General features: G+C 69.7%; 23 protein-coding genes and 1 tRNA gene. 11 read left to right on the forward strand and 13 right to left on the reverse strand.

Annotated features, from left to right (window positions below; all coding sequences use genetic code 11):
- Nucleotides 1–170: 170 nt before the first annotated feature.
- Nucleotides 171–833, reverse strand: coding sequence for an alpha/beta family hydrolase (locus AA983_RS00245; protein WP_225911205.1), 663 nt, complete (start codon nt 831–833; stop codon nt 171–173).
- Between the two features lie 2 nt (nt 834–835).
- Nucleotides 836–1675, reverse strand: a complete 840-nt coding sequence (locus AA983_RS00250; RefSeq protein WP_047310278.1) for an SOS response-associated peptidase — start codon at nt 1673–1675, stop codon at nt 836–838.
- 111 nt (nt 1676–1786) lie between these two features.
- Here AA983_RS00250 and AA983_RS00255 point away from each other — a divergent pair, with 111 nt between their 5' ends.
- The 5 genes from AA983_RS00255 to hisN are packed head-to-tail and all read left to right on the forward strand — an operon-like array spanning nt 1787 to nt 6450.
- A complete protein-coding gene (locus tag AA983_RS00255; RefSeq protein WP_047310279.1) occupies nt 1787–2314 on the forward strand; it encodes a DoxX family membrane protein in 528 nt (175 codons plus the stop codon).
- The gene (gene aroA / locus AA983_RS00260) at nt 2311–3657 is read left to right on the forward strand and encodes a 3-phosphoshikimate 1-carboxyvinyltransferase (protein WP_047310280.1); all 1347 of its coding nucleotides are present in this window, start codon (nt 2311–2313) and stop codon (nt 3655–3657) included. The genes AA983_RS00255 and aroA overlap by 4 nt, the downstream gene beginning before the upstream one ends.
- A 1-nt stretch (nt 3658) precedes the next feature.
- The gene (rsgA, locus tag AA983_RS00265; RefSeq protein WP_047310281.1) at nt 3659–4732 is read left to right on the forward strand and encodes a ribosome small subunit-dependent GTPase A; all 1074 of its coding nucleotides are present in this window, start codon (nt 3659–3661) and stop codon (nt 4730–4732) included.
- Complete coding sequence (locus AA983_RS00270; protein WP_052946702.1) at nt 4729–5562, forward strand: phosphatase PAP2 family protein; 834 nt, start codon at nt 4729–4731, stop codon at nt 5560–5562. The genes rsgA and AA983_RS00270 overlap by 4 nt, the downstream gene beginning before the upstream one ends.
- Before the next feature lie 60 nt (nt 5563–5622).
- Nucleotides 5623–6450: a histidinol-phosphatase gene (hisN, locus tag AA983_RS00275; protein ID WP_047311030.1), complete on the forward strand. Its 828-nt coding sequence runs from the start codon at nt 5623–5625 to the stop codon at nt 6448–6450.
- A gap of 76 nt (nt 6451–6526) precedes the next feature.
- On the opposite strand, the gene AA983_RS00280 is transcribed toward hisN, so the two are convergent.
- Nucleotides 6527–7966 (reverse strand): NAD(P)/FAD-dependent oxidoreductase, encoded by a 1440-nt coding sequence (locus tag AA983_RS00280; RefSeq protein WP_052946704.1) that lies wholly within the window; start codon nt 7964–7966, stop codon nt 6527–6529.
- 223 nt (nt 7967–8189) lie between these two features.
- Here AA983_RS00280 and AA983_RS00285 point away from each other — a divergent pair, with 223 nt between their 5' ends.
- Nucleotides 8190–9272 (forward strand): FHA domain-containing protein, encoded by a 1083-nt coding sequence (locus AA983_RS00285; RefSeq protein ID WP_047310283.1) that lies wholly within the window; start codon nt 8190–8192, stop codon nt 9270–9272.
- A gap of 77 nt (nt 9273–9349) precedes the next feature.
- Nucleotides 9350–11974 (forward strand): FHA domain-containing protein, encoded by a 2625-nt coding sequence (locus AA983_RS00290; RefSeq protein ID WP_231579485.1) that lies wholly within the window; start codon nt 9350–9352, stop codon nt 11972–11974.
- Nucleotides 11975–11990: 16 nt separating this feature from the next.
- Here AA983_RS00290 and AA983_RS00295 read toward each other — a convergent pair whose 3' ends face one another.
- The 5 genes from AA983_RS00295 to AA983_RS00315 all read right to left on the reverse strand — a co-directional run bounded on the left by AA983_RS00295 (nt 11991) and on the right by AA983_RS00315 (nt 17953).
- Entirely contained in the window at nt 11991–13031 is a 1041-nt protein-coding gene (locus tag AA983_RS00295; RefSeq protein WP_082128589.1) for an endonuclease/exonuclease/phosphatase family protein, read from the reverse strand.
- Entirely contained in the window at nt 13028–13414 is a 387-nt protein-coding gene (locus tag AA983_RS00300; RefSeq protein ID WP_047310285.1) for an RNA-binding S4 domain-containing protein, read from the reverse strand. Before AA983_RS00300 ends, AA983_RS00295 begins: the two co-directional genes overlap by 4 nt.
- A gap of 134 nt (nt 13415–13548) precedes the next feature.
- Nucleotides 13549–14616 (reverse strand): hypothetical protein, encoded by a 1068-nt coding sequence (locus AA983_RS00305; RefSeq protein ID WP_156170111.1) that lies wholly within the window; start codon nt 14614–14616, stop codon nt 13549–13551.
- Nucleotides 14617–14796: 180 nt separating this feature from the next.
- Nucleotides 14797–14870 (reverse strand) — tRNA-Met (locus AA983_RS00310).
- Between the two features lie 86 nt (nt 14871–14956).
- The gene (locus tag AA983_RS00315; protein ID WP_231579486.1) at nt 14957–17953 is read right to left on the reverse strand and encodes a UPF0182 family protein; all 2997 of its coding nucleotides are present in this window, start codon (nt 17951–17953) and stop codon (nt 14957–14959) included.
- 139 nt (nt 17954–18092) lie between these two features.
- Between AA983_RS00315 and AA983_RS00320 the strand changes: the two genes are divergently transcribed.
- Nucleotides 18093–18620, forward strand: a complete 528-nt coding sequence (locus tag AA983_RS00320) for a PPA1309 family protein (RefSeq protein ID WP_322612667.1) — start codon at nt 18093–18095, stop codon at nt 18618–18620.
- A gap of 15 nt (nt 18621–18635) precedes the next feature.
- On the opposite strand, the gene AA983_RS00325 is transcribed toward AA983_RS00320, so the two are convergent.
- Nucleotides 18636–19682: a PDZ domain-containing protein gene (locus AA983_RS00325; protein WP_047310288.1), complete on the reverse strand. Its 1047-nt coding sequence runs from the start codon at nt 19680–19682 to the stop codon at nt 18636–18638.
- Nucleotides 19683–19871: 189 nt separating this feature from the next.
- Here AA983_RS00325 and AA983_RS00330 point away from each other — a divergent pair, with 189 nt between their 5' ends.
- Together AA983_RS00330 and AA983_RS00335 are read left to right on the forward strand one after the other, a co-directional pair.
- Nucleotides 19872–21542 carry a zinc-dependent metalloprotease gene (locus tag AA983_RS00330; protein WP_082128591.1) on the forward strand — a complete coding sequence of 557 codons (1671 nt, stop codon included), beginning with the start codon at nt 19872–19874 and terminating at the stop codon, nt 21540–21542.
- Nucleotides 21543–21565: 23 nt separating this feature from the next.
- Nucleotides 21566–22129 carry an NUDIX hydrolase gene (locus AA983_RS00335; RefSeq protein WP_047310289.1) on the forward strand — a complete coding sequence of 188 codons (564 nt, stop codon included), beginning with the start codon at nt 21566–21568 and terminating at the stop codon, nt 22127–22129.
- Between the two features lie 64 nt (nt 22130–22193).
- On the opposite strand, the gene AA983_RS00340 is transcribed toward AA983_RS00335, so the two are convergent.
- Both AA983_RS00340 and AA983_RS00345 read right to left on the reverse strand, forming a co-directional pair.
- Nucleotides 22194–23180, reverse strand: coding sequence for a nitronate monooxygenase family protein (locus AA983_RS00340; protein WP_047310290.1), 987 nt, complete (start codon nt 23178–23180; stop codon nt 22194–22196).
- A gap of 141 nt (nt 23181–23321) precedes the next feature.
- Nucleotides 23322–23969: a M48 family metallopeptidase gene (locus AA983_RS00345; RefSeq protein WP_197078911.1), complete on the reverse strand. Its 648-nt coding sequence runs from the start codon at nt 23967–23969 to the stop codon at nt 23322–23324.
- A 155-nt stretch (nt 23970–24124) separates the two neighbouring features.
- Here AA983_RS00345 and AA983_RS00350 point away from each other — a divergent pair, with 155 nt between their 5' ends.
- Nucleotides 24125–24787, forward strand: coding sequence for a hypothetical protein (locus tag AA983_RS00350; RefSeq protein ID WP_047310291.1), 663 nt, complete (start codon nt 24125–24127; stop codon nt 24785–24787).
- Nucleotides 24788–24828: 41 nt separating this feature from the next.
- On the opposite strand, the gene AA983_RS00355 is transcribed toward AA983_RS00350, so the two are convergent.
- Both AA983_RS00355 and AA983_RS00360 read right to left on the reverse strand, forming a co-directional pair.
- Nucleotides 24829–25104 carry a WhiB family transcriptional regulator gene (locus AA983_RS00355; RefSeq protein WP_047310292.1) on the reverse strand — a complete coding sequence of 92 codons (276 nt, stop codon included), beginning with the start codon at nt 25102–25104 and terminating at the stop codon, nt 24829–24831.
- Between the two features lie 152 nt (nt 25105–25256).
- Nucleotides 25257–25499, reverse strand: coding sequence for a hypothetical protein (locus AA983_RS00360; protein ID WP_047310293.1), 243 nt, complete (start codon nt 25497–25499; stop codon nt 25257–25259).
- Nucleotides 25500–25589: the final 90 nt, after the last annotated feature.

The raw sequence follows: 25589 nt of genomic DNA on the forward strand, positions 1-25589 counted from the left end.
ACGGCTCCACCGGCACCACAGGTGTGACAAGCATCCTGATTCACTTTCGGTTCCTCGAAAGCCCGCGGGCGGGCTTGCTGTTCGCTCACGTCAACAGGAGGTGGATGAACGTCATTCCCGAAAGGGAATTCGGCGGAGGACAGGCTCGTGTCAATCAGTCGGACGCACCCTCACTCAGAGAGGTTCGTCAGCCAGCCGCGTACCGCGTCGATGACGTCGGTCGGGTTCTTGCTGAAACCGTGCGGCCCCTTGACGCCGACGACCTGCGCACCGGGAACGGCGTCGCGCACCGCGTCGGGTCCGCCGAACGTGTCCGTCGCGCCCTGCACGACGAGGAGTGGGATCTCGGCCTCGACGACGCTCTGCGCTTCACTCGTGCGCCACTTCTCGGGTACGTCGAGCTTGCCCGGCGGCATGAGGGGGAACGCGAGTGCCACAGCGGCGTCTGCGCTGCACTGCGCCGCCGTGCGACAGGCGACACGGGCCCCGGCCGAGCGTCCGCCCTGCACGAACCGGCCCTCGATCTCCCCCGCCGCGCGTAAGTGCTCGATCACGGCGAGCCACGCTTCGTCGAGGGTCTTGGGTGGGGTGGCGAGGCGCCGTCCGGCAACGACCCACGGCTGGTCGACGAGGACGACGCGCCAGCCGTCATCGGCCAGCGCCGTGAGTCCGTCGAGGTCGGGGGTGTTCGTGCCCTTGCCGGCTCCATGGCCCAGGACGAGCGTGCCGTCAGCGGCGCCGTTGGGGTCGACGACGTAGACGCGGGCGGTGCCGCGGAGTGTCTCGACGTCGAGCCTGCGGTGGGCGCGGGTCGGCGGAACGGACGTCGCCATCATCAGCCTCCGATGATCTCGCCGGTGACGGGATCGAGGACCCCGACGAGCTGGTCGCTCGGCAGCGGGGTGAGCAGACCCGGGCCGTTGTTGCGCGTCGCGCTCACCGCGCTGGAGATGGGATACGCCTCGAAGGGTGAACTGTCCCCCGGGCGCAGGAAGGCCGCCACGTCGGCCTCGTCGGTGAGCGACGGGTCGAGCCAGTCGTCCCACTGCTCCCGCTCGAGGCTGAGCGGCTGACGGTCGTGGATGCGGTCCAGCCCCTCGCCCGCGCTCGTCGTGATGATCGAGAAGGAGACGACCCACGCGTCCGGGTCACCCTCGGGCAGCGTCCGGTCACGCCAGAACTCGTAGATGCCGGCGAAGGCGGTGTCGTGACCGTCGGTGCGGTGCATGTAGAACGGCTGCCTGCGCGGCTTGCCCTTGGCGTCGTGCGCCACCGGCGAGACCTGCCACTCGTACCAGCCGGCAGCCGGCACGAGGCAGCGGCGCGCCTTCGCGGCCTTCGCGAACGAGGCCTTTTCGAGCAAGGTCTCGGCGCGCGCGTTGATCATCCGCAACCCGACCTTCGTGTCCTTCGACCACGACGGCACGAGGCCCCACGTGAGGTGGCGCAGCTGCCGGGTGGGCTCGCCGCGGCTGCCGTCGTCGAGCTTGCTCGCACGCGTGAGCACGACGGGCGCCTGCTTCGTCGGCGCCATGTTGTAGTCGGGCGCCCCCACCGGCGGTTCCTGCGCCGAGACGAGGAGCGAACGCGTCGCTTCGCCACTCGCGTCGACGTCCACCTCGAACTCCTCGACGAGCTCACCCGCCCCGGCGCTGGCCGCATACCTGCCACACATGAGCCCCAGCGTAGGGGCATAAGTCCGGAAAACGTTCCGGCCCGGGAGGTCGCGACGTCGCACGACGCCGACTAAGTTGGAGGTAGAGATCATTCGACCAAGGAGGACACGATGCCCATTCGTCGTATCGCCCGCGCGGCTCTCGCCAGCTACTTCCTCAACGAGGCTGCCAAGGCGTTCAAGAACACCCAGTCGCAGGCCGAGGAGGCCGCGCCGTTCGTCGAGTTCGTCAGCCGCGAGAGCGGCAAGAAGGTGCCGAACGACCCCGAGCTCGTCGTCAAGGCCCAGGGCGCCCTCATGGGTGGCGCCGGTGCCGCGCTCGCGCTCGGCAAGTTCCCGCGCCTTTCGGCGGCGCTGCTGACGCCGACCGTCGGTGCGAACGCCTACATGCACGACGCCTTCTGGGCCGAGAAGGACCCGGCCGCTCGCGCCCGCAAGCAGTCGAACTTCTTCCGCACCGTCGCGATCGTGGGCGGAGTGCTGCTCGCGGCCGCTGACACCGCGGGCAAGCCGGGCCTCGCCTGGCGCGCCTCGCACGGCGTGAAGACCTCGCGCCGTGAGGCCGCTCGTGCGGCCAAGACTGCCCGTCGCGAGGCGAAGCTCCTCGCCGCCCAGGCAGGAAACGCGCTTCCCTCATGACCCCTGGTAGTCCCGTGACGACCGACTGGCCCGCCCCCGTGGCGCGCCGGTCGGTCGTCGGCACGTTCAGCGTCCCCGGTTCCAAATCCCTCACCAACCGCTATCTCGTCCTCGCAGCGCTCGCCGACGACGAATCACTCCTGCGAGCGCCGCTGCGCTCCCGCGACACGCTGCTCATGGCCGAGGCCCTGCGCAGCCTCGGCGTCCGCGTCGACGACGTCGAGGGCGACTCCCCCGAAGGCGCCGACTGGCACGTCGTGCCCGGCGACCTGCGGGGGCCTGCGAACGTCGACTGCGGCCTCGCCGGCACCGTGATGCGGTTCCTGCCGCCGGTCGCCGCGCTCGCCGACGGCCCGGTCACCTTCGACGGCGACCCGCACGCCCGCAAGCGCCCCATGGGCCCCGTGCTCAAGGCCCTGATCGACCTGGGCGTACCTGTCGAGGACGCCGACGGTGGCCCCGCGAGCGCCCTGCCGTTCACAGTGCGCGGCCAGGTCCGCGTGGACGGTGGCCGCGTCGAGGTCGACGCCTCCACGAGTTCCCAGTTCGTCTCCGCCCTCCTGCTCGCGGGCGCGCGCTTCAGCGAGGGCGTCACGGTCGTTCACACCGGCGAGGCGCTGCCGAGCATCCCGCACATCGACATGACCGTCGAGGTGCTGCGCGACGCGGGCGTCGTCATCGAGGTCGACGAGAACGACGGCGCCTGGAGCTGGACCGTCGAGCCGAGCGACATCCGTTCCCTCGACGTCATGGTCGAGCCCGACCTGTCGAACGCCGCGCCCTTCCTCGCGGCTGCTGCCGTCACCGGCGGTGAGGTGTTCATGGCGGACTGGCCCACGTACACCACGCAACCGGGCGACCAGATCCGTGACGTCCTCGAGCGCATGGGCGCCACGTGCACCCTTGACCGTGAGGGCCTGCGGGTCACCGGCCCGCAGCAGCTGCGCGGCATCGACGTCGATCTCGCGGAGGCCTCGGAACTGACGCCCGTCGTCGTCGCGCTGTGCGCGTTGGCCGACGGTGAGTCGCGCATCCGCGGCGTCGCCCACATCCGCGGCCACGAGACCGACCGCCTCGCCGCGCTCGCGGCCGAGTTCGGCGCCCTCGGAGTCGACGTGTCCGAGACCGAGGACGGCCTCGTCATCCGCCCGCGCCCTGCCGACCAGTTGCGTGGCGGCTTGTTCCGCACCTACGACGACCACCGGATGGCCATGGCCGCCGCCGTGGTCGGCCTGCGGGTTCCGGGCGTCGTCATCGAGAACATCGCGACGACCGGCAAGACCCTGCCGGAGTTCGACCGACGCTGGAGCGCACTCGTCTCCGCGAGCGCCGAAGCCCACTGACGTGGCAGGTCGCAACTGGAGCGAGGCCGACGTTCGGGTACGCCCGGGCCGCAGGAATTCGCGCCCGCGCACGAAGGATCGTCCGAAGCACGAGGACGCCGTCGTCGGCATGGTCATCGGTGTCGACCGTGGCCGCTGGTCGGTGCTGCTCGACGGTCGGCGCATCACGGCGATGCGGGCACGCGAGCTGTCCCGCACGCCCGTCGTCGTCGGTGACCGCGTCGCCCTCGTCGGAGACACGAGCGGCGACGCCGGCACGCTCGCGCGCATCGTGCGCGTCGAAGAACGCACGAGTGTCCTGCGGCGAACGGCCGACGACACCGACCCGTACGAGCGCGTCATCGTCGCCAACGCCGATCAGCTCGTCATGGTGACGGCGCTCGCCAACCCGGAACCGCGCACCGGCCTCATCGATCGGTGCCTCGTCGCCGCGTACGACGCGGGGCTCGACCCGCTGCTCGCGCTGACGAAGGCCGACCTCGTCGACCCGGCCGCCTTCCTCGCGAACTACGCCGCGCTCGACGTGCCGTACACGGTGACGTCGGCGCAGGAACTGAGCGACGACCAGCGCGAGGAGCTCATCGCCTCCAGTGGCCGAGTGCCCCGTCGTCTCGACGGGCTGGACGAACTGCGCGAACGGCTCGCCGGTCGCGTCAGCGTGCTCGTCGGCCACTCCGGCGTCGGCAAGTCGACACTCGTCAACGCGCTCGTGCCCGACGCGGCGCGCACGACCGGGCACGTCAACGACGTCACCGGTCGCGGTCGCCACACGTCGACGTCCGCTGTTGCCCTCGAGTTGCCCGGCGGCGGTTGGGTCATCGACACCCCGGGCATCCGCTCGTTCGGCCTCGCGCACGTCGACCCGACGACGATCGTCGAACACTTCCCCGATCTCGCGCCGGGCACCGCGAACTGTCCACGCGGTTGCACGCACGACGAGCCGGACTGTGCCCTCGATGTCTTCGTCGCCGAAGGTGGCGCCGGTGAGAGCGGGCAACAGCGGTTGGAGTCGTTGCGGCGTCTCCTGCGCTCCAGGGACGTCCCCGACAAGGACGAGCACATGGAACGGCGATGACGCCGCCGACGGAGCAACGACGCACCCGAGTTGCCGAGGAGGCAAGTCGCGTCGCCGGCGGCGTGCGCACGCTCGGCGAGGCTCTCGCCCGACTGCTCCAGCCGGCGGCCCACCGCTTCGGACTGGTCGGCGCGGACATCGTCCCGCTGCTCGTGCTCCTCGTGTGCGCCGTCGTGCTCTTCGTCGGCCTCGCCGGTGGCGCCGAGGTCTACGAGGGCGTGCGTGAACGCGGCGATCTCGGGCGCTTCGACCAGCCAGTTCTCGACTGGGCCGTGAGCCACCGCAGCGGCGGGCTCGACTCGGCCATCACCGCCTTCACGCATCTCGGTGGGCCGGTCTACTTCCCGATCATCCTCGTGCTGCTCCTCGCCGTGTTCACGTGGCTGCGCCGCACTGCGTCGCCCTTCCTCGTCCTGGCGCTCGGCCTCGGCTCAGCTCTGGCCTTCACTGCGGCGGGCAAGGACATCACGGCGCGCTCCCGACCGCCGCGTGCCCTCGCGGTGCCGCCCTACGAGTCGTCACCCTCCTTCCCGAGCGGCCACACCGTCACCGCCACCGTGACGGCGGTGCTCGTCGCCTATCTCGTGTTCCTCACCGCTCACTCACGACGGGTGCGCACGGTCGCCGTCGTGCTGTGCTCCCTGTGGGCCCTGCTCATGGGACTCTCGCGCGTCTTCCTCGGCCACCACTGGCTCACCGACGTCATGGCCGGGTGGTGCCTCGGCCTCGCGTGGGGCGCGCTCGTCATCGTCGTCAACACGGCACGGCTCCTGCTGCGCACCCGCCACCGCCGCCTCGACGACGCCGGCGACACGCCTGTCGCCGGCTGACGGAGCACGCGGCGAGAGGGGACACCCGCGCCGACCGGGTAGCGTGACGGGGTGACCCCCATTCTTCGAGAAGCCAGCCCGTACCACGACGATCTGCGGCTCGCCCACGTGCTCGCCGACTCAGTCGAGGAGATCACGATGGGGCGCTTCGGCGCGCCCGACCTGAGCATCGATACGAAGCCGGACCTCACCCCCGTCACGGAGGCCGACCGTGAGGCCGAGCGCGTCATTCGGGAGAACCTCAAGCGCGCGCGGCCGCGGGACGCCATCAAGGGCGAGGAGTTCGGCGAAACGGGCAAGGGCCCGCGTCGCTGGATCATCGACCCGATCGACGGCACGAAGAACTACGTCCGCGGCGTCCCGGTCTGGGCCACCCTCATCGCGCTCGTCGACGGCGACGAACCCGTGGTGGGCCTCGTCGCGGCGCCCGCGCTGCACCGACGGTGGTGGGCGGCCAAGGACGCCGGCGCCTGGACCGGTCGTAACCTCACGAGCGCGACGCAGATCCACGTCTCCAAGGTCGACTCGCTGGCCGACGCGTCCCTCAGCTACTCCTCCTTCAACGGCTGGGCCGAGCGGGGCAAGGACATGGACCTGTTCCGCCTGAGCAAGGAGGTGTGGCGCTCACGGGCGTACGGCGACTTCTTCTCCCACATGCTCGTCGCGCAGGGAAGCGTCGACATCGCGCCCGAGCCGGAGCTCGAGGACTACGACATGGCGGCACTCGTGCCCATCGTCACCGAAGCCGGCGGGCGCTTCAGCGGTCTCGACGGGCGCGACGGCTGCTGGAGCGGCAACGGCGTCTCGACGAACGGCCTGCTCCACGCCGAGGTTCTCGCCCGCCTCGGCGACAATTCCCCGGCGCCCTCCCTCATCCCAGGTGAGTGACACAGCCTCCTTTGACCATGACGAAGGCCCCAGCCGTTTCCGGCTGGGGCCTTCGTCACGGTCGCTGGGACGCAGATCAGTTCTTCGGCGTCTCGATCTGAGCCGGCTCGTCCTTGGCCTCGATGGCGTGGTTGGTCTTGGACTCGGCCAGCAGGCCCGGCACCTCGACGCTCGGGCGGTACTTGTCGCCCAGTTCGTCGATCGCGAGGCGTGCGTGAACCTGCTGCTCGGTGGCCGTGCGCTCGTCACGGTTGTCGCCGAGGAAGGCCAAGGCCCAACTGATCATCGTCGTCAGACGCGACTTGAAACCGATGATGTAGAACAGGTGCACGCCGAGCCACATGAGCCAGGCGATGAAGCCCTCGGTCTCGAGACGACCGACCTTCGTCACGGCAGAGAAGCGCGAGATGGTGGCCATCGAACCCTTGTCGAAGTACTTGAACGGGCCCGGGGACGGCTGGCCCTTGACACGCGCGAGGATCGACGTCGCGGCGTAACGGCCGCCCTGGATGGCTACCTGCGCCACGCCGGGCAGCTTGTTGAGGCTCATCATGTCGCCGACGACGTAGATCTCCGGGTGGCCCGGCAGCGACAGGTCGGGCTGCACTGCGATACGACCCGAGCGGTCGACCTCGGCACCCGTCTTCTCGCCGAGCAACTTGCCCAGCGGGCTGGCCGCGACGCCGGCGGCCCACACCTTGCACACCGAGTCGATGCGCGTGACGGTGCCGTCCTCGGTCTTCATCTCGATGCCCGTGGCATCGACGTTCGTCACCATCTGGCCGAGGAGCACCTCGACGCCCATGCCCTCGAGCTGCCCCTGGGCCTTCTTGCCGAGGTTCGCCCCGAACGGCGGCAGCACCTGCGGTGCGGCATCGACGAGGACGACGCGGGCGTCCTTGGGGTTGATGTGACGGAAATCGTCGGCGAGCGTGCGGTTGGCGAGTTCGCTGATCTGACCTGCCATCTCGACGCCCGTCGGGCCGGCACCGACGACGACGAACGTCAGCAACGAGCGCACGTCGTCCCACTGGCCGGAGGCCGCTGCGAGCTCGGCCGTCTCGAAGGCGCCGAAGATGCGTCCGCGAAGCTCGAGTGCGTCGTCGATGCTCTTCATGCCCGGCGCGAACTCGGCGAAGTGGTCGTTGCCGAAGTACGACTGGCCGGCGCCCGCGGCGACGATGAGCGAGTCGTAGTCGTAGACCTGAGTGGAGTCGAGCAGTTCGGCCGTGACGCGCTTGGCATCGACGTCGATGTCCGTGACTGTGCCGATGAAGATCTCGACGTTCTTCTGCTTCTTGAGCACCTCACGCGTGCTCGGGGCGATGACACCCTCGCTGAGGATGCCGGTGGCGACCTGGTAGAGCAACGGCTGGAAGAGGTGGTGCGTCGTCGACGAGACGAGCACGACGTCGACGTCCTCGTCCTTGAACTTCGTCGCGGCGAAGAGGCCGCCGAAGCCGGAGCCGACGATGACGACGCGGTGGCGTCCCGTGGACTTCTTCTCAATCTCCATGAATTCCTCGCACATCTCTCGCGGCGCGTCTCGCCTGGCCCGAGCACGCACTCACGCACTGCCGCCAAGCTTACTCACCCGCGCGGGCGGGTCGTGGGGCGCACCGGCCGGTAAGGTAGGCCTGAAACAGGTGTGCCGGGACGAGATTCGACCCGTGCGCACGAGGCCAGGACGAGTCAGACGATTCGGTCGCGCCACGCGACACGAGACGACGGAGTGTGCGATGAACGGCGAGCACAACCAGAGGCAGCCCCACGCCATCCAGTGGAGCGCCCCGCAGCCCGGCGGCGCCGAACCGGCGTGGCAGGGCCCGAGCCCCGACGCCCCCGCAGCGAAGGCCCCCGAACCGACGCCCCCGCAGAGCGAGGCGGCGCCCGGCCTCGGCGCCCAGGGCAACTGGGGTTATTCGTCCGAGGCGTCTCACCCGAACCAGCAGGGTGGGCAGGTGGGCGCACGCGTGCCCCGCCGCGACGAGGCCGGGCACGGCGAAGAAGCATCGGCGCCCCTCGGTAACCCGTGGGGCTTCGAGCCGAATGCGGGTTCGGACGCCGGAGCCTCGCGCTCCTTCCCGTCCGATGCCCAGTCCGCATCCGCTCCCGGCTGGGCCGGTGCGGCGGGCAGCGGCTCCACCGCCGAGGAGATCTCGAGCTCCCACCCCGACAACGCCGGATACGGCTGGTCCGGTGCATCAGGCGCATCGCGCTTCGACGCCCCGGATCGCAGCGACCACGCGCCACGCGCGAGCGACCCCTCGTCGGATTCCGCCTCACACGGTGCGTACGGGAACGAGTCGCGCTACGAGAGCGCACCGCCCCAGGCCGAATCTGCTCGCTCCTACGAGAGCGCACCGCACCAGCAGCCGCGTGACGGTGGCGACACCGGCGGCTCCCGGCCCGAGCGGAACGAGGGATCCTCGTCCGCGAGCGCGGCGCCCGCCAGCTACGCCTCGGCGCCGAACCTCGGCCAGACCGGCGCCGACAGCTCGGCCAGCTCGGCCGCCACGCCGCAGGAGTACGAGTCGAACCCGCCGCAGGTCATCGGTCAGAACGACGACCTGCCGGACGACTCCCTGACGATCGGACGCAGCCGCAGTAACAGCATCGTCCTCGACGACATGCTCGTCTCGCGTCGTCACGTCGTCATCACCGCCGACGAGGAAGGCCTCCTCCTGCGCGACCTCGGCTCGCGCAACGGCACCTTCGTCAACGGCCGCCGCGTCGAACAGACGCACCTGCACGAGGGCGACCGCATCGGCATCGGCGCCTCGACGTTCGAGGTGCGCGACGGCTGGCTCGTCTCGGTCTGATCGCCACGCGACCGCCGGCGGGCGTGCACGCCGGCGGTCAGCTTCGTTCGAGCACGTACCAAAGGGGAAGGACGAGCGTGAACGACGCTCAGCAGGAGCTGCACATCGAGGTGGAGGGGCGCCGCATCCGGCTGTCCCCAGGTCAGAGGTTGACGTTGGGGCGTGATCGGGCCGCGGACGTGCCCCTCGCGAACGCCGACGTCTCCCGCCGTCACGCAGAGATCCGTCATGAGAACGGCTCGTGGCAGCTTCGCGACCTCGACAGCTCGAACGGCACGTGGGTCGGCGGACACCGGGTGCGCGGATATGTCGCACTCCGTGGCGGCGAGAGTGTTCGCCTCGGCGGTGAACGCGGCGTCCCGTTCCGGGTCGGAATCTCGGCGGCCCCCGCAGAACGCACGGGCTCGAACACGAGCGCCACCGAGCACGCCGGCACCGGTCCCGTTTCCGCACCCATGCCGCGCGCCAAGACCTCCTCCGGTGACACTCAGGCCACGCACACGGGTGGCCCCACGGCGGCGAGCGGCCCGCTCCCCAGGGCCGCTGCTCCGGCCAACCAGGACGGTTCCGGCGTCACGACGACCGGGCCCATCCGTCTCCCCCGCCCGCCACGGGCCCCCGAACAGCGCCGCGCGACGGGCGACGTCTTCCAGGGCTGGAGTGGGCAGGTCGAACCGCAGCCGACCGGCCGCATGACCGTCCAGGGTGCGGCTCCACAGGCCATGAACGCGCCGACCGGCACCATCACCATCGGCCGCGGTCTCGAGAACGAGATCGTCATCAAGGACCTGCTCGCCAGCCGCCAGCACGTACGTCTCGTCCCCCAGGGCGACTCGTTCGCCGTCGAGGATCTCGGCAGCCGCAACGGCACCTACATCAACGGTGCTCGCATTCACCGCGGAACCCTGCGCGAGGACGACCTGCTCGCCGTCGGCCGCACACGCTTCACGCTCAAGCAGGGCCGACTCGTCGCGAGCGAGGACGAAGGTGACGTCAGCTTCGTCGCCAACCACCTCTCGTTCGTCCTGCCCGACGGCAAGAAGCTGCTCGACGATGTCAGCTTCGGCCTCGAAGGTTCGAGTCTCGTCGCCGTCATCGGCCCTTCCGGCGCCGGAAAGTCGACTCTGCTCAAGGCCCTCATCGGTGCGCAGAAGGCCACCGAGGGCGAGGTCTACTACGACGGCCGTGACCTCTACGACAACTACGAGGATCTGCGCCACCGCATCGGTGTCGTGCCCCAGGACGACGTCGTCCACCCGGAGCTGACGGTCCGCCAGGCCCTGCGCTACGCCGCCGAGCTCCGGTTCCCGGACGACCTCGACAAGGAGCCGCGAGAGGAGCGCGTCGAGGAGGTCATCGACGAACTCGGCCTCACGGCGCACGCCGACACCCAGGTGGCGCGCCTGTCCGGTGGTCAGCGCAAGCGCACCTCGGTTGCTCTGGAGCTGCTCACCCGCCCGTCGCTGCTCTTCCTCGACGAGCCGACCTCGGGCCTCGACCCGGGCCTCGACAAGCGTGTCATGCTCACCCTGCGCGGCCTCGCCGACGGCGGCCGCACCGTCGTCGTCATCACCCACAACGTGGCGAGCCTCGGCGTGTGTGACCGCGTGCTCATGCTCGCTCCGGGCGGCAAGGTGGCCTTCTTCGGCCCGCCCGAGGAGATGCTGCCGTTCTTCTCCGCGTCCGACCACGCCGACGTGTTCAACACCGTCACCGACGACCCGGAGCGCTCGCAGGACACGTTCCGCCGCTCTGCGCTCATGGACAGCCACGTCTCGGCGCCGCTCAGTGCACCTCGCTCACCGGCATCGACGACCGAGGACAAGGCTCCGCGCCAGCAGACGATCGGACGCCAGCTGTCGACGCTCATCCGCCGTCAGTTCCGCGTCATTGCGGCCGACCGGGGCTTTGTCGGATTCATGCTCCTGCTGCCCATCGCGCTGGCGGGCCTCGCCATGCTCGTGCCGGGCAGCCACGGGCTGCACACCGTCTTCTTCGAGAAGGAAGTCGCGGCCGCAGGGGGTGATCCGAGCAAGGTCACGCTGACCCCCGAATCGAGTCAGATCATGACGCTGATCGTCATGGGTTCGGTGTTCATGGGCCTCGCCGCGACGATCCGAGAACTCGTCGCCGAGCGACCGATCTTCCTTCGGGAGAAGGCTGTCGGCCTCTCCCCGTTCGCCTACATCGGGAGCAAGGCCGTCACGTACGGTCTGCTCATCGCCGTGCAGTGCGGCGTCATGGTGGCCCTCGTCATCCTCGGCAAGGGTGCTCCGGACGCAGCAGTCACCCTCGGCAGCCCGATTCTCGAGACCTACCTCATCGCGTTCCTCACCGGTCTCGCGGCTGTCGGTATCGGCCTCGCGCTCTCGAGCTTCGCGAAGACGAACGAGCAGGTCATGCCGATGCTCGTCATCGTCATCATGGGCGCCCTGGTGTTCTCCGGCGGACTGTTCGACCTCAACTCGGCGGCCATGCGCGCCATGGGCAGTATCTTCCCGAGCCGCTGGGGTCTCGCGCTCGGCGCACAGACCGCCGACGTGCACCAGAGCCTCACCATCCCCGGGCGCGAGCGTGAGTGGGATCCGTTCTGGCTGCGCGACAGCAGCAAGTGGGCTCTCGGCGCTGCCATCCTCATCGTGCAGTTCGTCGTGGCCTTCCTCGTGGCCCTCGTGAGCACGCGCCGCCGCAAGAGCATGTGACGGCTGCGCGGGCGCCTCAGTAGCGCAGGTCGCTCCAGACGCCCGCGTGGTCCGTGCCCTCCACGGTGACGATGCCCGCCTGCTCCGGCACGAAGCCGCGGGTCAGGATGTGGTCGATCTGGCTGAAGGCCGGGATCGAGCCGCCCATCGGCCACGTGGGGCGCCAAGCACCGTGGACGTGCGGATAGGCGTCCACCATCCCTCGGGACAACTGCCGGAACGCGGGGTGGGCTCTCGAGGCATTGAAGTCCCCCGCCATGACGACGTGCTCGGCTGTCCGCTCACGCTGCCACTCCCCCTCCGCCCGTAGCTGGGGACGCCACTGCGCGACACCGTCGCGAAGCGGCGGGTAGGTGTGAACGCCCTTGACGACGATCTGTGCACCCGGTGCGTGCACGCGTACGACAGGCGACTGGAGATCCCACGGGCCGAGCTCGGTGTCGGAGTCCAGCGTCTCGGTCGGGAACCTCGACAGGATCACGGTCCCGCGTGAGCCGTCGTCGATCATGCCGCGTGAGCGGTGCGCAAAGCGCTGGGCGAGGCCTGCGTCGTCGAGGGAGCGCAGACGCGCCGTCGTCATCTCGACGAAGACGACGACGTCCGGATTCGTCTCGCGAACCGCCTCCATGACGGAGGCCGTTTCCGCTTCTCCCAGTTCGCTGTTGAGGGAGAGCACACGAAGATGGTGATCGCCGGCCCTGGTTGCGACCTCGCGTGGCACGTCCGGGTGACTGCTCAGGGCGACGGCGGCAGCGAGTGTGCTCACCACGAGCGGCACCAGCGCGACGAAGCTCGCTCGTGTTCGCACAACGAGCGTGAGGGCGAGGCAACCGAACGCGGCGATGATCCACACCGGCGTGAGGGCCTGAAGGACCGGCACGACGTTCCCGGCGAGCACATCAACCCACATGAGGGAAGCGAGGAACGCCACCCCGAGCGACGCGGCCGCCACGAAACGGCCTGCGGTACGCCGCAACGGCGGAACTCCACGACCGCTCGGACCGACGCCGTGCCGCTGAGCCGACGCCGTGAAATCAGCGGGGCCGGGCTCGCTCATCCGCGCAGGACCTGTCGCAGTCGGTCCATCTCCCGACGGTCCTTCTTCGTCGGACGCCCTGCACCGCGGTCGCGTACGGGCACCTGCGGGATGACCTCGCGGGGGCGCTCCGGGGTGCGGTCGTCGTAGCAGCGTGCCGCGACGGGGGCGCCGACGCGCTTGCTGATGAGGTCCACGACCCCGACGATCCGATCGAAGCCGTGCTGACGAACGCGCACCTCGTCACCGACGGAGACGTTCGTGGCGGGTTTCGCGCTCACACCGTTGATTCTCACGTGACCGGCCTTGCAGCCACTCGTCGCGGCCGAGCGTGTCTTGTAGACGCGCACGGACCACAGCCACACGTCGACGCGGACGCTGCCGCGCTTTACAGGAGTGCTCACCCGCTCAGCCTAGGCAGGCAGGCTGCGGCCCGACTGCATGTTCGCTCTGAGAACGCCCCTGGAGCCTTGAGGAGACGAAAAGACGACGTCCGCTCCTCGCCGGAGCGAGGAGCGGACGTCGAAGGGCTGAGCGATCAGTGCATGAACCGCCGGCGTAGGAGAACCGCACCTGCGGCGAGCACCCCCGCAACGGCCAGGCCCGTCAGGCTCACGCGAGAACTCGCCGCCGTGTGCGCCGGCGCCTCGTAGTCGGTCTGCACAGTCGGTCCGACGGCCGCAGGGGCCTGAGTCTGCGGCGCTGCTGCCGGCACGGCAGCAGGACGGGCCACCACAGGCGACGCGGGGCGCGGGGCGACTGCACGCGGCGTGGCGACCGGGGCCTTCGGCGCCATCGGCTTCGAGACGGGCTTGGTGGCGGGCTTCGGGGCCACGACGCCGCAGCGCAGCGACGTCGAGGTGCGGGCGCCGACGGCACCCGTGGCCGGGTTGACGAAGGCGACCGCGTGGCGGCCGTTCGGCACACCGATGGCTCCGTAGTCGTGGCTCTGCGGCAGCACCCGGGCGCCGGCGTACCCGCGACCGTCGAGGGTGACGTTCCAACGCGCTTCGGTCGCCGCAAGGTTGATCGCCCAGACGCCGATGTAACCCTGGCCCTTGTCGCACACGGAGCCGAGAATCTCGACCGCCGCGGGATAGCGGATACCCATTTCCTCCGCGATCTGGTGACGCTCGGCCACCGAGGCGTTCTTGATCGTCCAGGCGAGGATCTCGTCGTCGTTCGTCGCGTCCTCGGGGTTCTTCGGCGCCTTCATACCGAAGACCTTCTCCGGCACGGCGCCGGAGGGCTTCGACGTGGGCTCTCCCGCTGGCGTCTTGACCGCGGCCGCAGCTGCGGGCTTCGGCGCAGGTGTCACCGACGCCGGCCCTTCGAGCGTTGTGGTCGCGGACGGGACGGTCGCTGCAGGCACAGTCTGGGGGGTTCGCGTCGGCTTCGCCGCGTCGGTCTCCTCCGCAGCCTCCTGCTGGCCCGTCGTTGCCGGAGCCACCTTCGCCGCGTCGTCGGTCGTCAGCACGACCGGGGGCGTGACATCGGCGGCCGCTGCACTGGGGGAGATGGCGAGCCCGCCGAGAACGAGTGCGGGGAAGAACGCCGAAGTGACGGCGGTGCGACGCAGACGCGTACGCAGGAGGGAAGAGGGCACGAAGACTCCGGGGAAAGCGCAGAAGAAGGCGCGACGACGTCGCAAGACGAATCGTCCCACGCGCTCGGCCCGGAGAGGACACCCAGCTGACATTGTGACCAACTTGTTGCGTGAGCACGCAAAAGGCCCGGAACCTCGTACGAGATTCCGGGCCTTCCGTGGTCCGACGTGGGACCGCAGTAGCGGGGACAGGATTTGAACCTGCGACCTCCGGGTTATGAGCCCGGCGAGCTACCGAGCTGCTCCACCCCGCGTCGGTATGCCTCAACCTTAAGAGCAGGTGAACGGAATACGCAAATCGGTGGCGGCGTGAGGTGCCTCACGCCGCCACCGACCCGCCTCACTTCGCCGTGACCGAGCCCGACGGCGCGGCCGACGTGGCCGAGTCGAGAGCCTTCTGCAGACGCTGCTGCGCCTCGCCGTAGGCCTTCCAGTCGCCCTTCTTCATGGCGGCCTGCCCGTCGTCGTACGCCTTCTGCAGATCCTTCAGGGCCTTATCGAGCGTTGCGTTGGACGAGGTCGACGGCTTCGTCGTCGAATCCTTCCCGGAGTCCTTCTCCGAGTCCTTGCCCGAGTTCGCGTCGTCCTGGGACGGCTGCGGCGCCCCGTCCGCTCCGGAGTCTCCTGCGAACAGATCGTCGAGTGCCGCCTCGAGGGTCGGCGCCCATGCGAGCTTGTTGCCGAACCCGACGACGACGGCGCGCTGCAGCGGGTAGGACGTGGCACCACGGGCCTGGACGTAGATCGGCTCGACGTAGAGGAAGCCTCCCCCGACGGGCAGCGTGAGCAGGTTGCCGCGCGCCACCGTCGAACCGGACTGTCGCGCCTGGCTGAGGAACTGCGTGAGGGGCACGCTGCCGTCGGCCGAGGTGCGCGTCGTCGAGTCGAGATCGTTCTGGAACTGCGCCGGGCCCGTGACCGAGGTCGAACCGGGCATCTCGAGCAGACGCACCCGCCCGTAGGTCGAGGCCTTCTTGCCCGCCTCGGAGCCCGCGTCGGAGTCGACCGACAGGTAGCCGGTGAGGTTCTGTCGCGAACCGACCGGAATGTACGTGGACGTGAGCGAGTAACTCGGCGCCTTCTGCCCCGGCATCGCGAGCGTGAGGTAGTACGGCGGCTGAGGCTGGCCCTTGGCGTTCTCACCGGCCGTCGGGTCGTCCGGCACCTGCCACTGGTCACTCGCGTTGAAGAACTCACCCGCATCGTTCTGGTGGTAGGTCTCGAGCACCGTTCGCTGCACCTTGAACAGGTCCGAGGGGTAACGAACGTGGGAGACGAGATCGGCGCTCATCTGCGACATCGGCTTCACCGAACCGCCGAACGCCTTCGTCCAGGCCTTGAGCATCGGGTCGTTCGGCTCCCACGCGTAGAGCTTCACCTCGCCGCTGTAGGCGTCGACCGTGGCCTTGACCGAGTTGCGGATGTAGTTGACCTGGCCGTCACGCAGGGCACGGACGTTGCGCGAGGTCGCCGTCGTCGAGTCGGATGTGGCACCGGAGAGGTTCGACTTCGCCGCGCCCGGGTAGTTGTCACTCGTCGTGTAGCCGTCGACGATCCACTGCACCCGCCCGTCGACGACGCTCGGGTAGACGTCGCCGTCCGTGGTGAGCCACGGCGCCACGGCCTTGACGCGCTCGGAGGGGTCGCGGTTGTCGATGATGCGGCTGCCGTCACCCACCGCGTCGGACAGCAGGATGTTCTTGTCGCCGTAGGTCACGGCGTACGCGAGGCGGCTCATCGGGTTCGACAGGGCGACACCACCCTTGCCGGCGTAGCGCGTGCGCTTCTGCTCACCCGAGGCGTCGGGGTGGTCGAGTTCGCGAGCGCCCTGGCCACCGACAATGGAGAAGCCGGGCATGTCCTCGCCGAAGTAGATACGCGGTTCGTACTTGCCGAGCACCCCGCTCGTCGGCATGTCCTTCTCGACGAAGACGGGCGCACCCTCGGAGGTGAGCTTGCCGCCGTCGGCCGCGACGACGCCGTAGCCGTGCGTGTACACGGTGTGGTCGTTGACCCAGTTGCGCTGCGAGGCGGGCACACCCGCGAGGTTGAGGCCGCGCACCGCAACGACGGTGTCGCGCTTCTCGCCGTTCGTCGTGTAGCGGTCGACGTCGAGGCTGGCCGGGAAGCGGTAGTAGTTCACGCGCCCCTGCAGCTGCTGGAACGTGGCGCCGACGACGGTGGGGTCGAGCAGGCGGATACCGCGCATCGTCGCGGTGTCACCACGCAGCTGCCCACCGGATGCGTCGGTCGTCGCGCTGTAGCTGCGCCGATCGATGTCGCCGAGCCCGTAGGCCTTCATCGTGGCCGCCATCGCGTCCTTGATGTACGGGGTCTCCTTGCTCGCCTCCGAGGGCTTGACCTGGAAGCGCTGGACGAATGCCGGATACACCTGACCGACGAGCACCGCCACCGCCGTCATCATGGCGACGCCGACGAGCGGTACGCGCCAGGTGCCCGTCACGATCGTCGCGATGAACATGGCCGCGCAGCACAGCGCCGCGAGGGCGAGGACGCCGCGCGTCGGAATGATCGCGTGATCGACCGTGTACGTGACGCCGGTGATGCGCGACCCCGCGGCCGTCGTGCTCTCGTAGCGAGACAGCCAGAAGGAACCGGCGCGCACGAGCAGGAGCGCAGCCGCGAGGACGCACAGGTGCACGCGAGCCGCGGCCGACGTACGGGGGCTGCGGGAATGAGCGCCTCCCCCGGCACCGCGGAAGTTGAGGCCGCCGTAGAGGTAGTGCGCGAGCAGCGCCGCCAGGAGGGCGAGCATGAGCACCATCGTGAGGAAGCCGACGAGAAAGCTCAGCCACGGCACGGTGAAGACGAAGAAGCCGATGTCCTTGTTGAAGTGGGCGTCCTTCGTGCCGAACGGAACACGGTTCAACCACAGGAGGGCGAGCTTCCACTGGGAGGCCGCTGTCGCCCCGCCGAAGAAGCCGACGAGCGCCGGGACGGCCATCCACACTCGGCGACGGATCGGCTCGAAGGCGCCGCGGTAGCGCTCCATGACGAGCTCATCGTCGGATTCCGGCACGATGACGGGCCGTGCCCGGTGCGCCACGGCGAGGGACGTCCAGACCGCGCCGCCGGTGAGGAGCGCCCCGATGACGAACAGCACGCCCTGGGTGATCCACTGGGTTCGCAGCACGCCGACGAAGCCGACGGAGTCGAACCAGGCCCACTGCGTCCACGCGCCGGCGACGAGCCGAACGAGGAAGATCGCTACGATGAGCCCACCGACGACGAGCCCGAGGCGCCTCGCACGCTTGACCGAACGGGGGTCGAGAGCAACCTGCTGCTCGCCGCCTTCGGGCACCCGATCTGCAGGCACCGGCCCCACCCCTTCACCCGCGCAGCGCGCGTTCGCTCGCGCTCAGCGCGCAGACTCGTTCCAGCGTTCTGCCCCAACCTAACCCGTGGCCCACCTCACGCGTGCGGGCGGGGTCCCCGGGCCGCCTACGATGGGATCCATGAGTGCCGTCAAGCCCGTCCTGTCACCCCTGACCCGCTGTGCGCTCGAGACCGAGGCGCATGTCGCCTCCGAAGGGTGGGGCCAGGCGCCCCGGCTCTTCGCACTCGCCCGCAACGGCGAACTGTTGCGCGCCCAGCCCGCGCTCGCAGCCGTGCTCGGGGACATTGATCCCGACGAGTACTCCGCCATCGAGCAGGAGGACGCCATCGTCGGCGACGACCTCGAGAAGGCCCTCGGCCACACGGCGTGGCCCGATGACGTCGAAGGCGTGGCACTCGCGGTGGAGCGCATCATCGTGCCGCCGAGCGCGCAGACCGACACCTTCGGCACACGAGGCTCCACGACGGAGCGTCTGGCCTCTCACGCGGAGCGCGAGGACGTCCGCCTCCTCGTCGCTGCCCTGCGTGGCGGCGAGATCATCACCCTCGTACGACGCAGGGCCGAGGACAGCGACGACAAGGTTGCCATCGGAACGAACATCGCCCCCGGTCTCGTCGATGCGCTGAAGGCCACTCTCGCAGGCTGACGACCTCTCGGTGCCTCAACCGCAGCGGGCGAGGCCCTTCGTGTCGTTCTTCGCGATGCCTTCGACGGCCTTGACGGCCTCGTCGATCGTCGCCACGCGGTAGACGCTCAGCCCGTCCGGCACATTGCCCTTGAGTTCGGCGCAGTTGTCGGCCGGTGCGAGGAACGCCGTAGCACCCTCTTCACGAGCGCCGACGACCTTTTCCTTGACCCCGCCGATCGGCCCGACCTCGCCGACGGAATTCATCGTGCCCGTGCCGGCGATGTGCTTGCCACCGGTGAGCGGGCCCGGCGTCACCGTGTCGTAGATCGCGAGCGTGAACATGAGGCCCGCGCTGGGGCCGCCCACGTCGCCGACGGCGAGCTTCACCGTGAAGGGCAGGGAGGCCTTCGGGTTGAGGGCCACTCCCATGACGGCACGCCCGTCGACCTCCTGTGTCGGCACCTCGAGCGTCATCGGCTTGCCGGCGCGAGTGATGCCGAGATTCACCTTCTCCCCCGGCTTCACCTTCTTCATCTCCCGCTGCAGGGTCGGCGAATCCTTCACCGCAACACCGTTGACGCTCGTGATGACGTCCTTGGTACGCAGGAGCTTCTTCGCGGCGGCCTTCTCGGAGACGGCGGCGATCTCGATCGTCTCCGGCACGGTGAATCCGGCCTTGCGGGCCGCGACCACCTCGGCGGCACTCTGCGAACCCGTCATCTCCGCGGCGTTCTGCTGCTCGACCTGTTCCCTCGTCGTCTCCGGAGCGAAGAGATCGGACTCCTTGTAGATCTCCGCGTGCGAGTCGGTGAGCGCAAAGGCGTACTCGAGGGCGCTCGGACGGTTGCCCGGGCCTCCGTACATCGAGACCGTCGTGAAGCGCAGCGAACCCGTCGTCGGATAGGTCTTCGTGCCGCTGACCTGGAGGATGCGCTTGCCGTCGAGCGAACCGAGCGTGTCCGGAGCCGGCCCGGGACGCAGGATGACGTACGGCACCTTGATCGCGACGGAGGCGATGAGGGCAGCCACGAGCAGCAGGAAGACGCCGAGGACGATCTTCGTTCGACGCTGCAGGGCCATCACGAGTGGGCCCGGCTGATCGTGACGAAGGAGGCGCGGGAACTCATAGCGACCTTTCGATGTTGTACGGGGCGAGGTGCCGACCGCCGCTCATCCTCTCACCCGCGGCTGCAAGAACGCCGAGGAGTTCGAGTTGGTGCGAGCGGTAGTGTCGGTCGCAAAGCGACGACGCCCAGTGCGGAGGTTTCCATGCCCGACGTTCCCAACCCGATGAACCCCTACGGGGGCCGCGACGACGACGACCGCGACGAGAACCGGAACAACGGTGACGGTCTCGAGGACATGCTGCGCAATCTCATGGGCGGCACCCCCGACGCCGGCATGGTCGACGCCCTGCGCCAGATGGGTCTGGGCAACATCGACCCTGCTCAGCTCGGCATGATGCAGGCCCAGTTCCAGGCCATGATGAGCGGCGACACCGGTTCTGCTTTCAACGAGCGCATGGCCGGTGACGTGGCCCGCCGCGTCGTCGCCGCTGAAGGTGACCCGAGCGTCCCCGCCTCGACGCAGAGCGATGTCGCCCAGGTGGCGCAGGTCGCCAACCTGTGGCTCGACGCCGTCACAGACTTCGCCGCGCCGAGCGCCCGCCCCCGCGCTCTGTCACGCAGCGAGTGGATCGAAGCGACGATGCCCACGTGGCGCAAGGTCGTCGAGCCGGTGGCCACCGGCGTCGGCAACGCCGTCTCCGACGCGATGATGAAACAGCTCGGTCAGATGGACGCCGGCGACCTCTCCCAGCTCGGCATCCCCGAGGGCATGCTGCCCGCGGGCTTCGACATCTCGAGCCTGTCGTCGCAGATGACGCCGATGCTCAAGCAGATGAGCAGTTCGATGTTCGGCATGCAGGTCGGCCAGGCCATCGGCGCTCTGGCCGGAGAAACAGTCACCGGCACCGAGGTGGGTCTGCCGCTCGTCACGCCGAACGCCGTGACGATCCTGCCCGGCAACGTCGCGTCGTTCGCCGACGGCCTCGGGGTCGACGCCGGTGAGGTGCACCTCTACCTCGCCGTGCGCGAAGCAGCCCGCGTCCGCCTCTACGAGCGTGTGCCGTGGTTGGGCGCCGCCCTCATCGCAGCCGTGCAGAGCTACGCCGGCGACATCCGCATCGACACCGAGGCAATCGAGGAGAAGGTGCGCGACATCGACCCCTCCGACGCCGAGGCGATGCAGGAGGCCCTCGCCGGCAACCTGTTCTCCCCCGAGCCGTCGCCGGAGCAGAAGCGCGCCCTCGCCCACCTCGAGACGCTGCTCGCGCTCGTCGAGGGCTGGGTCGACGTCGTCACCGACGAGGCCGTGCGCGGCCACCTGCCCAACGCCGCGGCCCTCTCCGAGGCCGTGCGCCGCCGTCGCGCGTCGGCCGGCCCGGCCGAGAAGACGTTCAGCTCACTCGTCGGGCTCGAACTGCGTCCGCGCCAGATGCGCGAGGCCGCCGACCTGTGGCGCAAGCTCGCCGAGGCGTCCGACGCGGCCACGCGTGACGAGGCGTGGGGTCACCCCGACTTCATCCCGACCGCGGACGACATCGCCGACCCGGAGAACTACATCGCCAAGCGCACCGGCGCCGAGGTGGCCGAGCCCGAGCGTGACGCCATGGACGACGAACTCGAAGCGCTGCTCACGCAGGGGCGCGCCGAGTGGGACGCCGACCGCGCCGATGACGCTCCTGGCGCGTCCACCGCCGGCGCGACCTCCGAAACGCCGGACTCCGGCGAAGCGAAGGCCGGCGACCCCGACGCGCGGCCGAGCGGCGACGCCTCGGACCCGCGTCACGGTGCGGCAGAGAACGGCTCCGAGGGTGACGAAGACAAGGACGACGACGGAGACGACGCGCCTTCGGGTCCGTCCGACTCCGAGAAGTGAGCCCCGCCCACCAGGCAGGGCCCATGCCGGAGGCGTTCGCGCTCCTGCGCGACGACGCCCGCGCTGCGCTCACGGCTTGGCAGGCGCCGACTGACGCCTTGGAGGCGACGCGAGCGCGGATGCTCGACGTCCTCGAGGCCGAGCCGCAGTGCATGTGGCGCCACGGCGCGCGAACGCACTTCACGGCGTCACTCGTCGTACTCGACGCGTCGCTCGAACACGTGGCGTTGACGCTGCACGGCAAGGCGAAGCGGTGGTTCCAGTTCGGCGGGCACCTCGAAGCAGGCGACGCGAGCGTCCGCGACGCGGCCGCCCGCGAGGGGCGTGAGGAGTCAGGTCTCGGGGAACTCCTCGTGAGTACCGACCTCGTCCAGGTCGACGCGCACGCGTTGCCGCCCGTCTTCGACTGGTGCCGTGAACACCTCGACCTGCGCTACGCCGCGATCGCCCGGAGCGGCGACCTCGTCATGAGTGACGAGTCGGACGACGTGCGGTGGTGGCCGGTCTACACGTTGCCCGCGGGTACCGAGGACTCCCTCGTCGAAGCGATCCACCTGGCGCGCGAGAACCTCTCCGCCCGAACCTGATTCGCCGACACGAAGCTCAGCCCGCTACCTCACGCGGAGGTGGCGGGCTGATGCGTTCGGGGCGTCAGCTGTGCGCCTCGGCGTCGAGAGAGAAGGTCGCCGTGAGCCGGCGCAGAATGTTCTCCGCTTCGGCGACCGTACGCGTCACGATCTCGCCGGCGGGGACGATGTCGTGGATGAGGCCCTGCACCATGCCCGCCGTCCAGATACCGGCCTCGAGGTCGCCGTCCTCGTAGACCCTCTTGCCGCGCGACCCGGCAACGAGATCGCGAACGTCGGCGAATTCGCCTCCGTCCTCGAGGATCTGGACGACCTCGCGACTGATGCTGTTGCTCGCCACACGGGCCGTGTTGCGCAGCGGGCGGAAGATGAGTTCGGTGTCGCGCTCCGTGGCGTCGACGATCGCCTTCTTCACGCCGTCGGCGATGGGCGACTCGGTCGTGCACATGAACCGGGTGCCCATGTTGACGCCGTGCGCGCCGAGGGAGAGCGCCGCCGCGAGCCCGCGTCCGTCGGCGAAACCGCCCGAGGCGATGAACGGAATGCTGAGCGCGTCGGCGGTGGCGGGTACGAGCACGAGCCCCGTCACGTCGTCCTCGCCGGGGTGGCCCGCACACTCGAAGCCGTCGATGCTCACCGCGTCGACACCGATGCGCTCCGCCTTGAGCGCGTGCCGCACGCTCGTGCACTTGTGCACGACGCGGATGCCGGCGTCCTTCAGCTTGGGCATGAACGGCTCGGGGTTGGCGCCGGCCGTCTCGAGGATCGTCACGCCGGATTCGATGATCGCGTCGAGGTACTCCTCGTACGGCGGCGGGTTGATGCTCGGCAGGATCGTGAGGTTGACGCCGAACGGCCTGTCCGTGAGTTCACGCGCGGCCTCGATCTCCCGGACGAGCTCGGCCGGCGTCGGCTGGGTGAGGGCGGTGATGATGCCGAGGCCACCGGCCTCGGAGACCGCAGCTGCGAGGGGCGCCCGTCCGACGAACATCATGCCGCCCTGAACCACCGGGTGCTCGATGCCCAGTAGCTCGGTGAACCGTGTACGCATGCCTAGCAATTCCTCTCGTCGGGTACGTGCCCCCAGCGTGCCGGAAAGCCGCGACCCACGAGGGTGAAGCCGGACGGTTTGGTCGACGCTGCCCACGACCCGAGATGCCCCGGGCGAGCTCTGAGCCCCGGGAGGAAGTGGTCAGCGCACGACCGAGGGCGCGTCGTCACCGGGCGACGACGTCGCGTGGGCATCGGTCGCGGCTCGCTCACTGTTGTCGTCGTCAAGGCCGTGCTGAGGCAGCGCATCGGCGGTGCGGCGTGCTCCGAACGACGCCCCCGCGAGATACGCCTGCGCCACATCGTGTTTCGGGTCGGCGCGAACGATGGTCTGGAACGCCACGCCGTGACCGCGTTCCACGAGGTGCGCCACCTCGTGGAGGAGCACGGCGTCGACGACGTAGGCGGGCATACCCACGATGGCGTCGGACAGGCGAATCGAACCGTCGGCGGGTGAGCAGGAGGCCCAGCGGCTCGTCATGTTCGAGACCCACCGCACCGACGAGGGGACCGGCGCGCCGGGAACGTACGTGCGGCTGAGCTGTGTCGCACGCTCCATGAGGGCGTCGTCGTTGCGCGCCGAGCGGCTCTTGCGCGTCACTCGCCGGACGAGATCCTCGACGGCGCGCCGCTCCTCCCGCGCCGACATCGAAGCAGGCGCCAACACGACGACGACACCGTCCTCGAAGCGCGCCTGAATGGTGCGCTTACGGCGGCTGCTACGGCGAATCTCCACGGGCTGGTCGTCGATCGTGAGGTGGGTGGGGCGCCGATCGCTCGAGCTGGTCATGACGTGAACGCTAGTGGAGAGTGCTGACAACGCTCCGGCTCCTGTCCACAACCGCGACGGCTGTGGACAACGGCGGACTCGCTTCCCGACACGCGAGGCACGCTGAGTCGACCAAGCCACGCCCAGGAGACGGTGGCCAGGCAAGAGGAGCGAGCATGTCCCAGCCCAGCGGCACGACCCCCACCCCGCACGTCGCCGAACGGCGAGCCCTGCGCCACCTCGTGCCCGAGGACCCCGAGCGCTCGAGGCGCGCACCGGACGCGGCCGTCCGCGCGTGGCACGAGTTCGCCGAATCACTCGCCGCTCCCGTCCGGCGACCGTGCCGCGTTCTCGTCACCGGCCCCGATGCTCTCGTGCGCCCCGTCGTCTCCGTCGTGGCCGGCCTCGTCGACGCCGTCGGCGAGTGGGACGGACGGCGTCCCGTGCCCGCCCCCGACCTGCTCATCGGCGCTCTGCCGTGGCGCTACGAAGCGATCGGGGACGTGCCCGATCTGCCGGGGCCGTTGATCGGGCCTCGACCGGCCGTCCTTCCTCTGGCCTTCACCTCACGCACCGTCACGGTCGGCCCCGTCGCGGGCGCCGGTGGGCCGTGTCCCGACTGCGTCCACCCCGCCTTCGCCGCGGCAACGGTCAGACCGGAGACTCCGGTCGCTCCGGCGCTGCACGCCTTCGCTGCCGGGGCCGCCGGCCTGTTCGTCCGCTCGTTCACGGCGTCGAACGTCAACGCCCTTTCGATGAGCCTGACCTTCGACATCGCGGCGCCCCAGGTGGAGCACCGCCTCTGGTCGTGCACCGCCTCGTGCCGCCGGGCGGCCTGAGCCCGCTCGGACACAGACCGCCGCGGTCACCGGTGACGGCATCACGCCGCGTTCTTGCGGGGGCGGCCGCGCGGACGCTTGCGCGGCACGACGACGCCGCGCTCGAACAGCTCACCGCCCCAGACGCCCCACGGTTCCTCGCGCTCCTTGGCACCGGCCAGGCACGCCCGCACGACGGGGCAGGTGCTGCACAGAGCCTTGGCGAACTCGACGTCGGCAGGCTGCTGCGCGAACCACAGTTCCGGGTCGGCGGTGGCGCAGGGAGTCTCTACCTGGGCCACCGCCACGGGTATGAGGTCTTCGAACAATGCGGTCATGGTGTTCCTCGCTTCACGGATGACGCCCGCTCATCGGGCGATGTGTCTCGGGCGGGTCCACCGGCTCGACGTGTCGACATCTCATCGACACGAAAGAAACCGCGGACCCGGGTTTCGGATCTCGCGGCTTCGCTTCGAAGGCTGATGTGTGACTACACCAGACCCCCGAGCGGATGCGGGGAGAACCGAGAAAGGTGGGGACGACGCTTGCCGAAGCCGCGCGCACCGGCCGAAGCGATGTTCGGCTTCTGTGCGGCGACGACGCCGGTGCGCTCAGCGCCGGCGTGGCCCAGGGCAGACGGGTACCCCGAAGGATCGAAGGTGAAACCCGTACCGCGGGCCTCGCGGGCAGCGCGCAGGGAGGCGGACGACGTCATCGTGGTGATGATGTCCATGAGGCACCTCCCTGGTCGGTCCGCTCGGCGAGCGGAGCTTTCTCGGTTCTACTCACGCGAATGCGAGGCATCCGCCGTGATGTGAGAACA

The organism is Dermacoccus sp. PE3 (assembly GCF_001021715.1).
Lineage (GTDB): Bacteria > Actinomycetota > Actinomycetes > Actinomycetales > Dermatophilaceae > Dermacoccus > Dermacoccus abyssi.

Excerpts from the sequence above, each read along its gene's own strand:
- AA983_RS00245 (WP_225911205.1), bottom strand. The coding sequence starts at position 833 with ATGGCGACGTCCGTTCCGCCGACCCGCGCCCACCGCAGGCTCGACGTC.
- AA983_RS00250 (WP_047310278.1), bottom strand. The coding sequence starts at position 1,675 with ATGTGTGGCAGGTATGCGGCCAGCGCCGGGGCGGGTGAGCTCGTCGAG.
- AA983_RS00255 (WP_047310279.1), top strand. The coding sequence starts at position 1,787 with ATGCCCATTCGTCGTATCGCCCGCGCGGCTCTCGCCAGCTACTTCCTC.
- aroA (WP_047310280.1), top strand. The coding sequence starts at position 2,311 with ATGACCCCTGGTAGTCCCGTGACGACCGACTGGCCCGCCCCCGTGGCG.
- AA983_RS00270 (WP_052946702.1), top strand. The coding sequence starts at position 4,729 with ATGACGCCGCCGACGGAGCAACGACGCACCCGAGTTGCCGAGGAGGCA.
- AA983_RS00280 (WP_052946704.1), bottom strand. The coding sequence starts at position 7,966 with ATGGAGATTGAGAAGAAGTCCACGGGACGCCACCGCGTCGTCATCGTC.
- AA983_RS00285 (WP_047310283.1), top strand. The coding sequence starts at position 8,190 with ATGAACGGCGAGCACAACCAGAGGCAGCCCCACGCCATCCAGTGGAGC.
- AA983_RS00295 (WP_082128589.1), bottom strand. The coding sequence starts at position 13,031 with ATGAGCGAGCCCGGCCCCGCTGATTTCACGGCGTCGGCTCAGCGGCAC.
- AA983_RS00320 (WP_322612667.1), top strand. The coding sequence starts at position 18,093 with ATGAGTGCCGTCAAGCCCGTCCTGTCACCCCTGACCCGCTGTGCGCTC.
- AA983_RS00325 (WP_047310288.1), bottom strand. The coding sequence starts at position 19,682 with ATGGCCCTGCAGCGTCGAACGAAGATCGTCCTCGGCGTCTTCCTGCTG.
- AA983_RS00330 (WP_082128591.1), top strand. The coding sequence starts at position 19,872 with ATGCCCGACGTTCCCAACCCGATGAACCCCTACGGGGGCCGCGACGAC.
- AA983_RS00335 (WP_047310289.1), top strand. The coding sequence starts at position 21,566 with ATGCCGGAGGCGTTCGCGCTCCTGCGCGACGACGCCCGCGCTGCGCTC.
- AA983_RS00340 (WP_047310290.1), bottom strand. The coding sequence starts at position 23,180 with ATGCGTACACGGTTCACCGAGCTACTGGGCATCGAGCACCCGGTGGTT.
- AA983_RS00345 (WP_197078911.1), bottom strand. The coding sequence starts at position 23,969 with ATGACCAGCTCGAGCGATCGGCGCCCCACCCACCTCACGATCGACGAC.
- AA983_RS00350 (WP_047310291.1), top strand. The coding sequence starts at position 24,125 with ATGTCCCAGCCCAGCGGCACGACCCCCACCCCGCACGTCGCCGAACGG.
- AA983_RS00355 (WP_047310292.1), bottom strand. The coding sequence starts at position 25,104 with ATGACCGCATTGTTCGAAGACCTCATACCCGTGGCGGTGGCCCAGGTA.
- AA983_RS00360 (WP_047310293.1), bottom strand. The coding sequence starts at position 25,499 with ATGGACATCATCACCACGATGACGTCGTCCGCCTCCCTGCGCGCTGCC.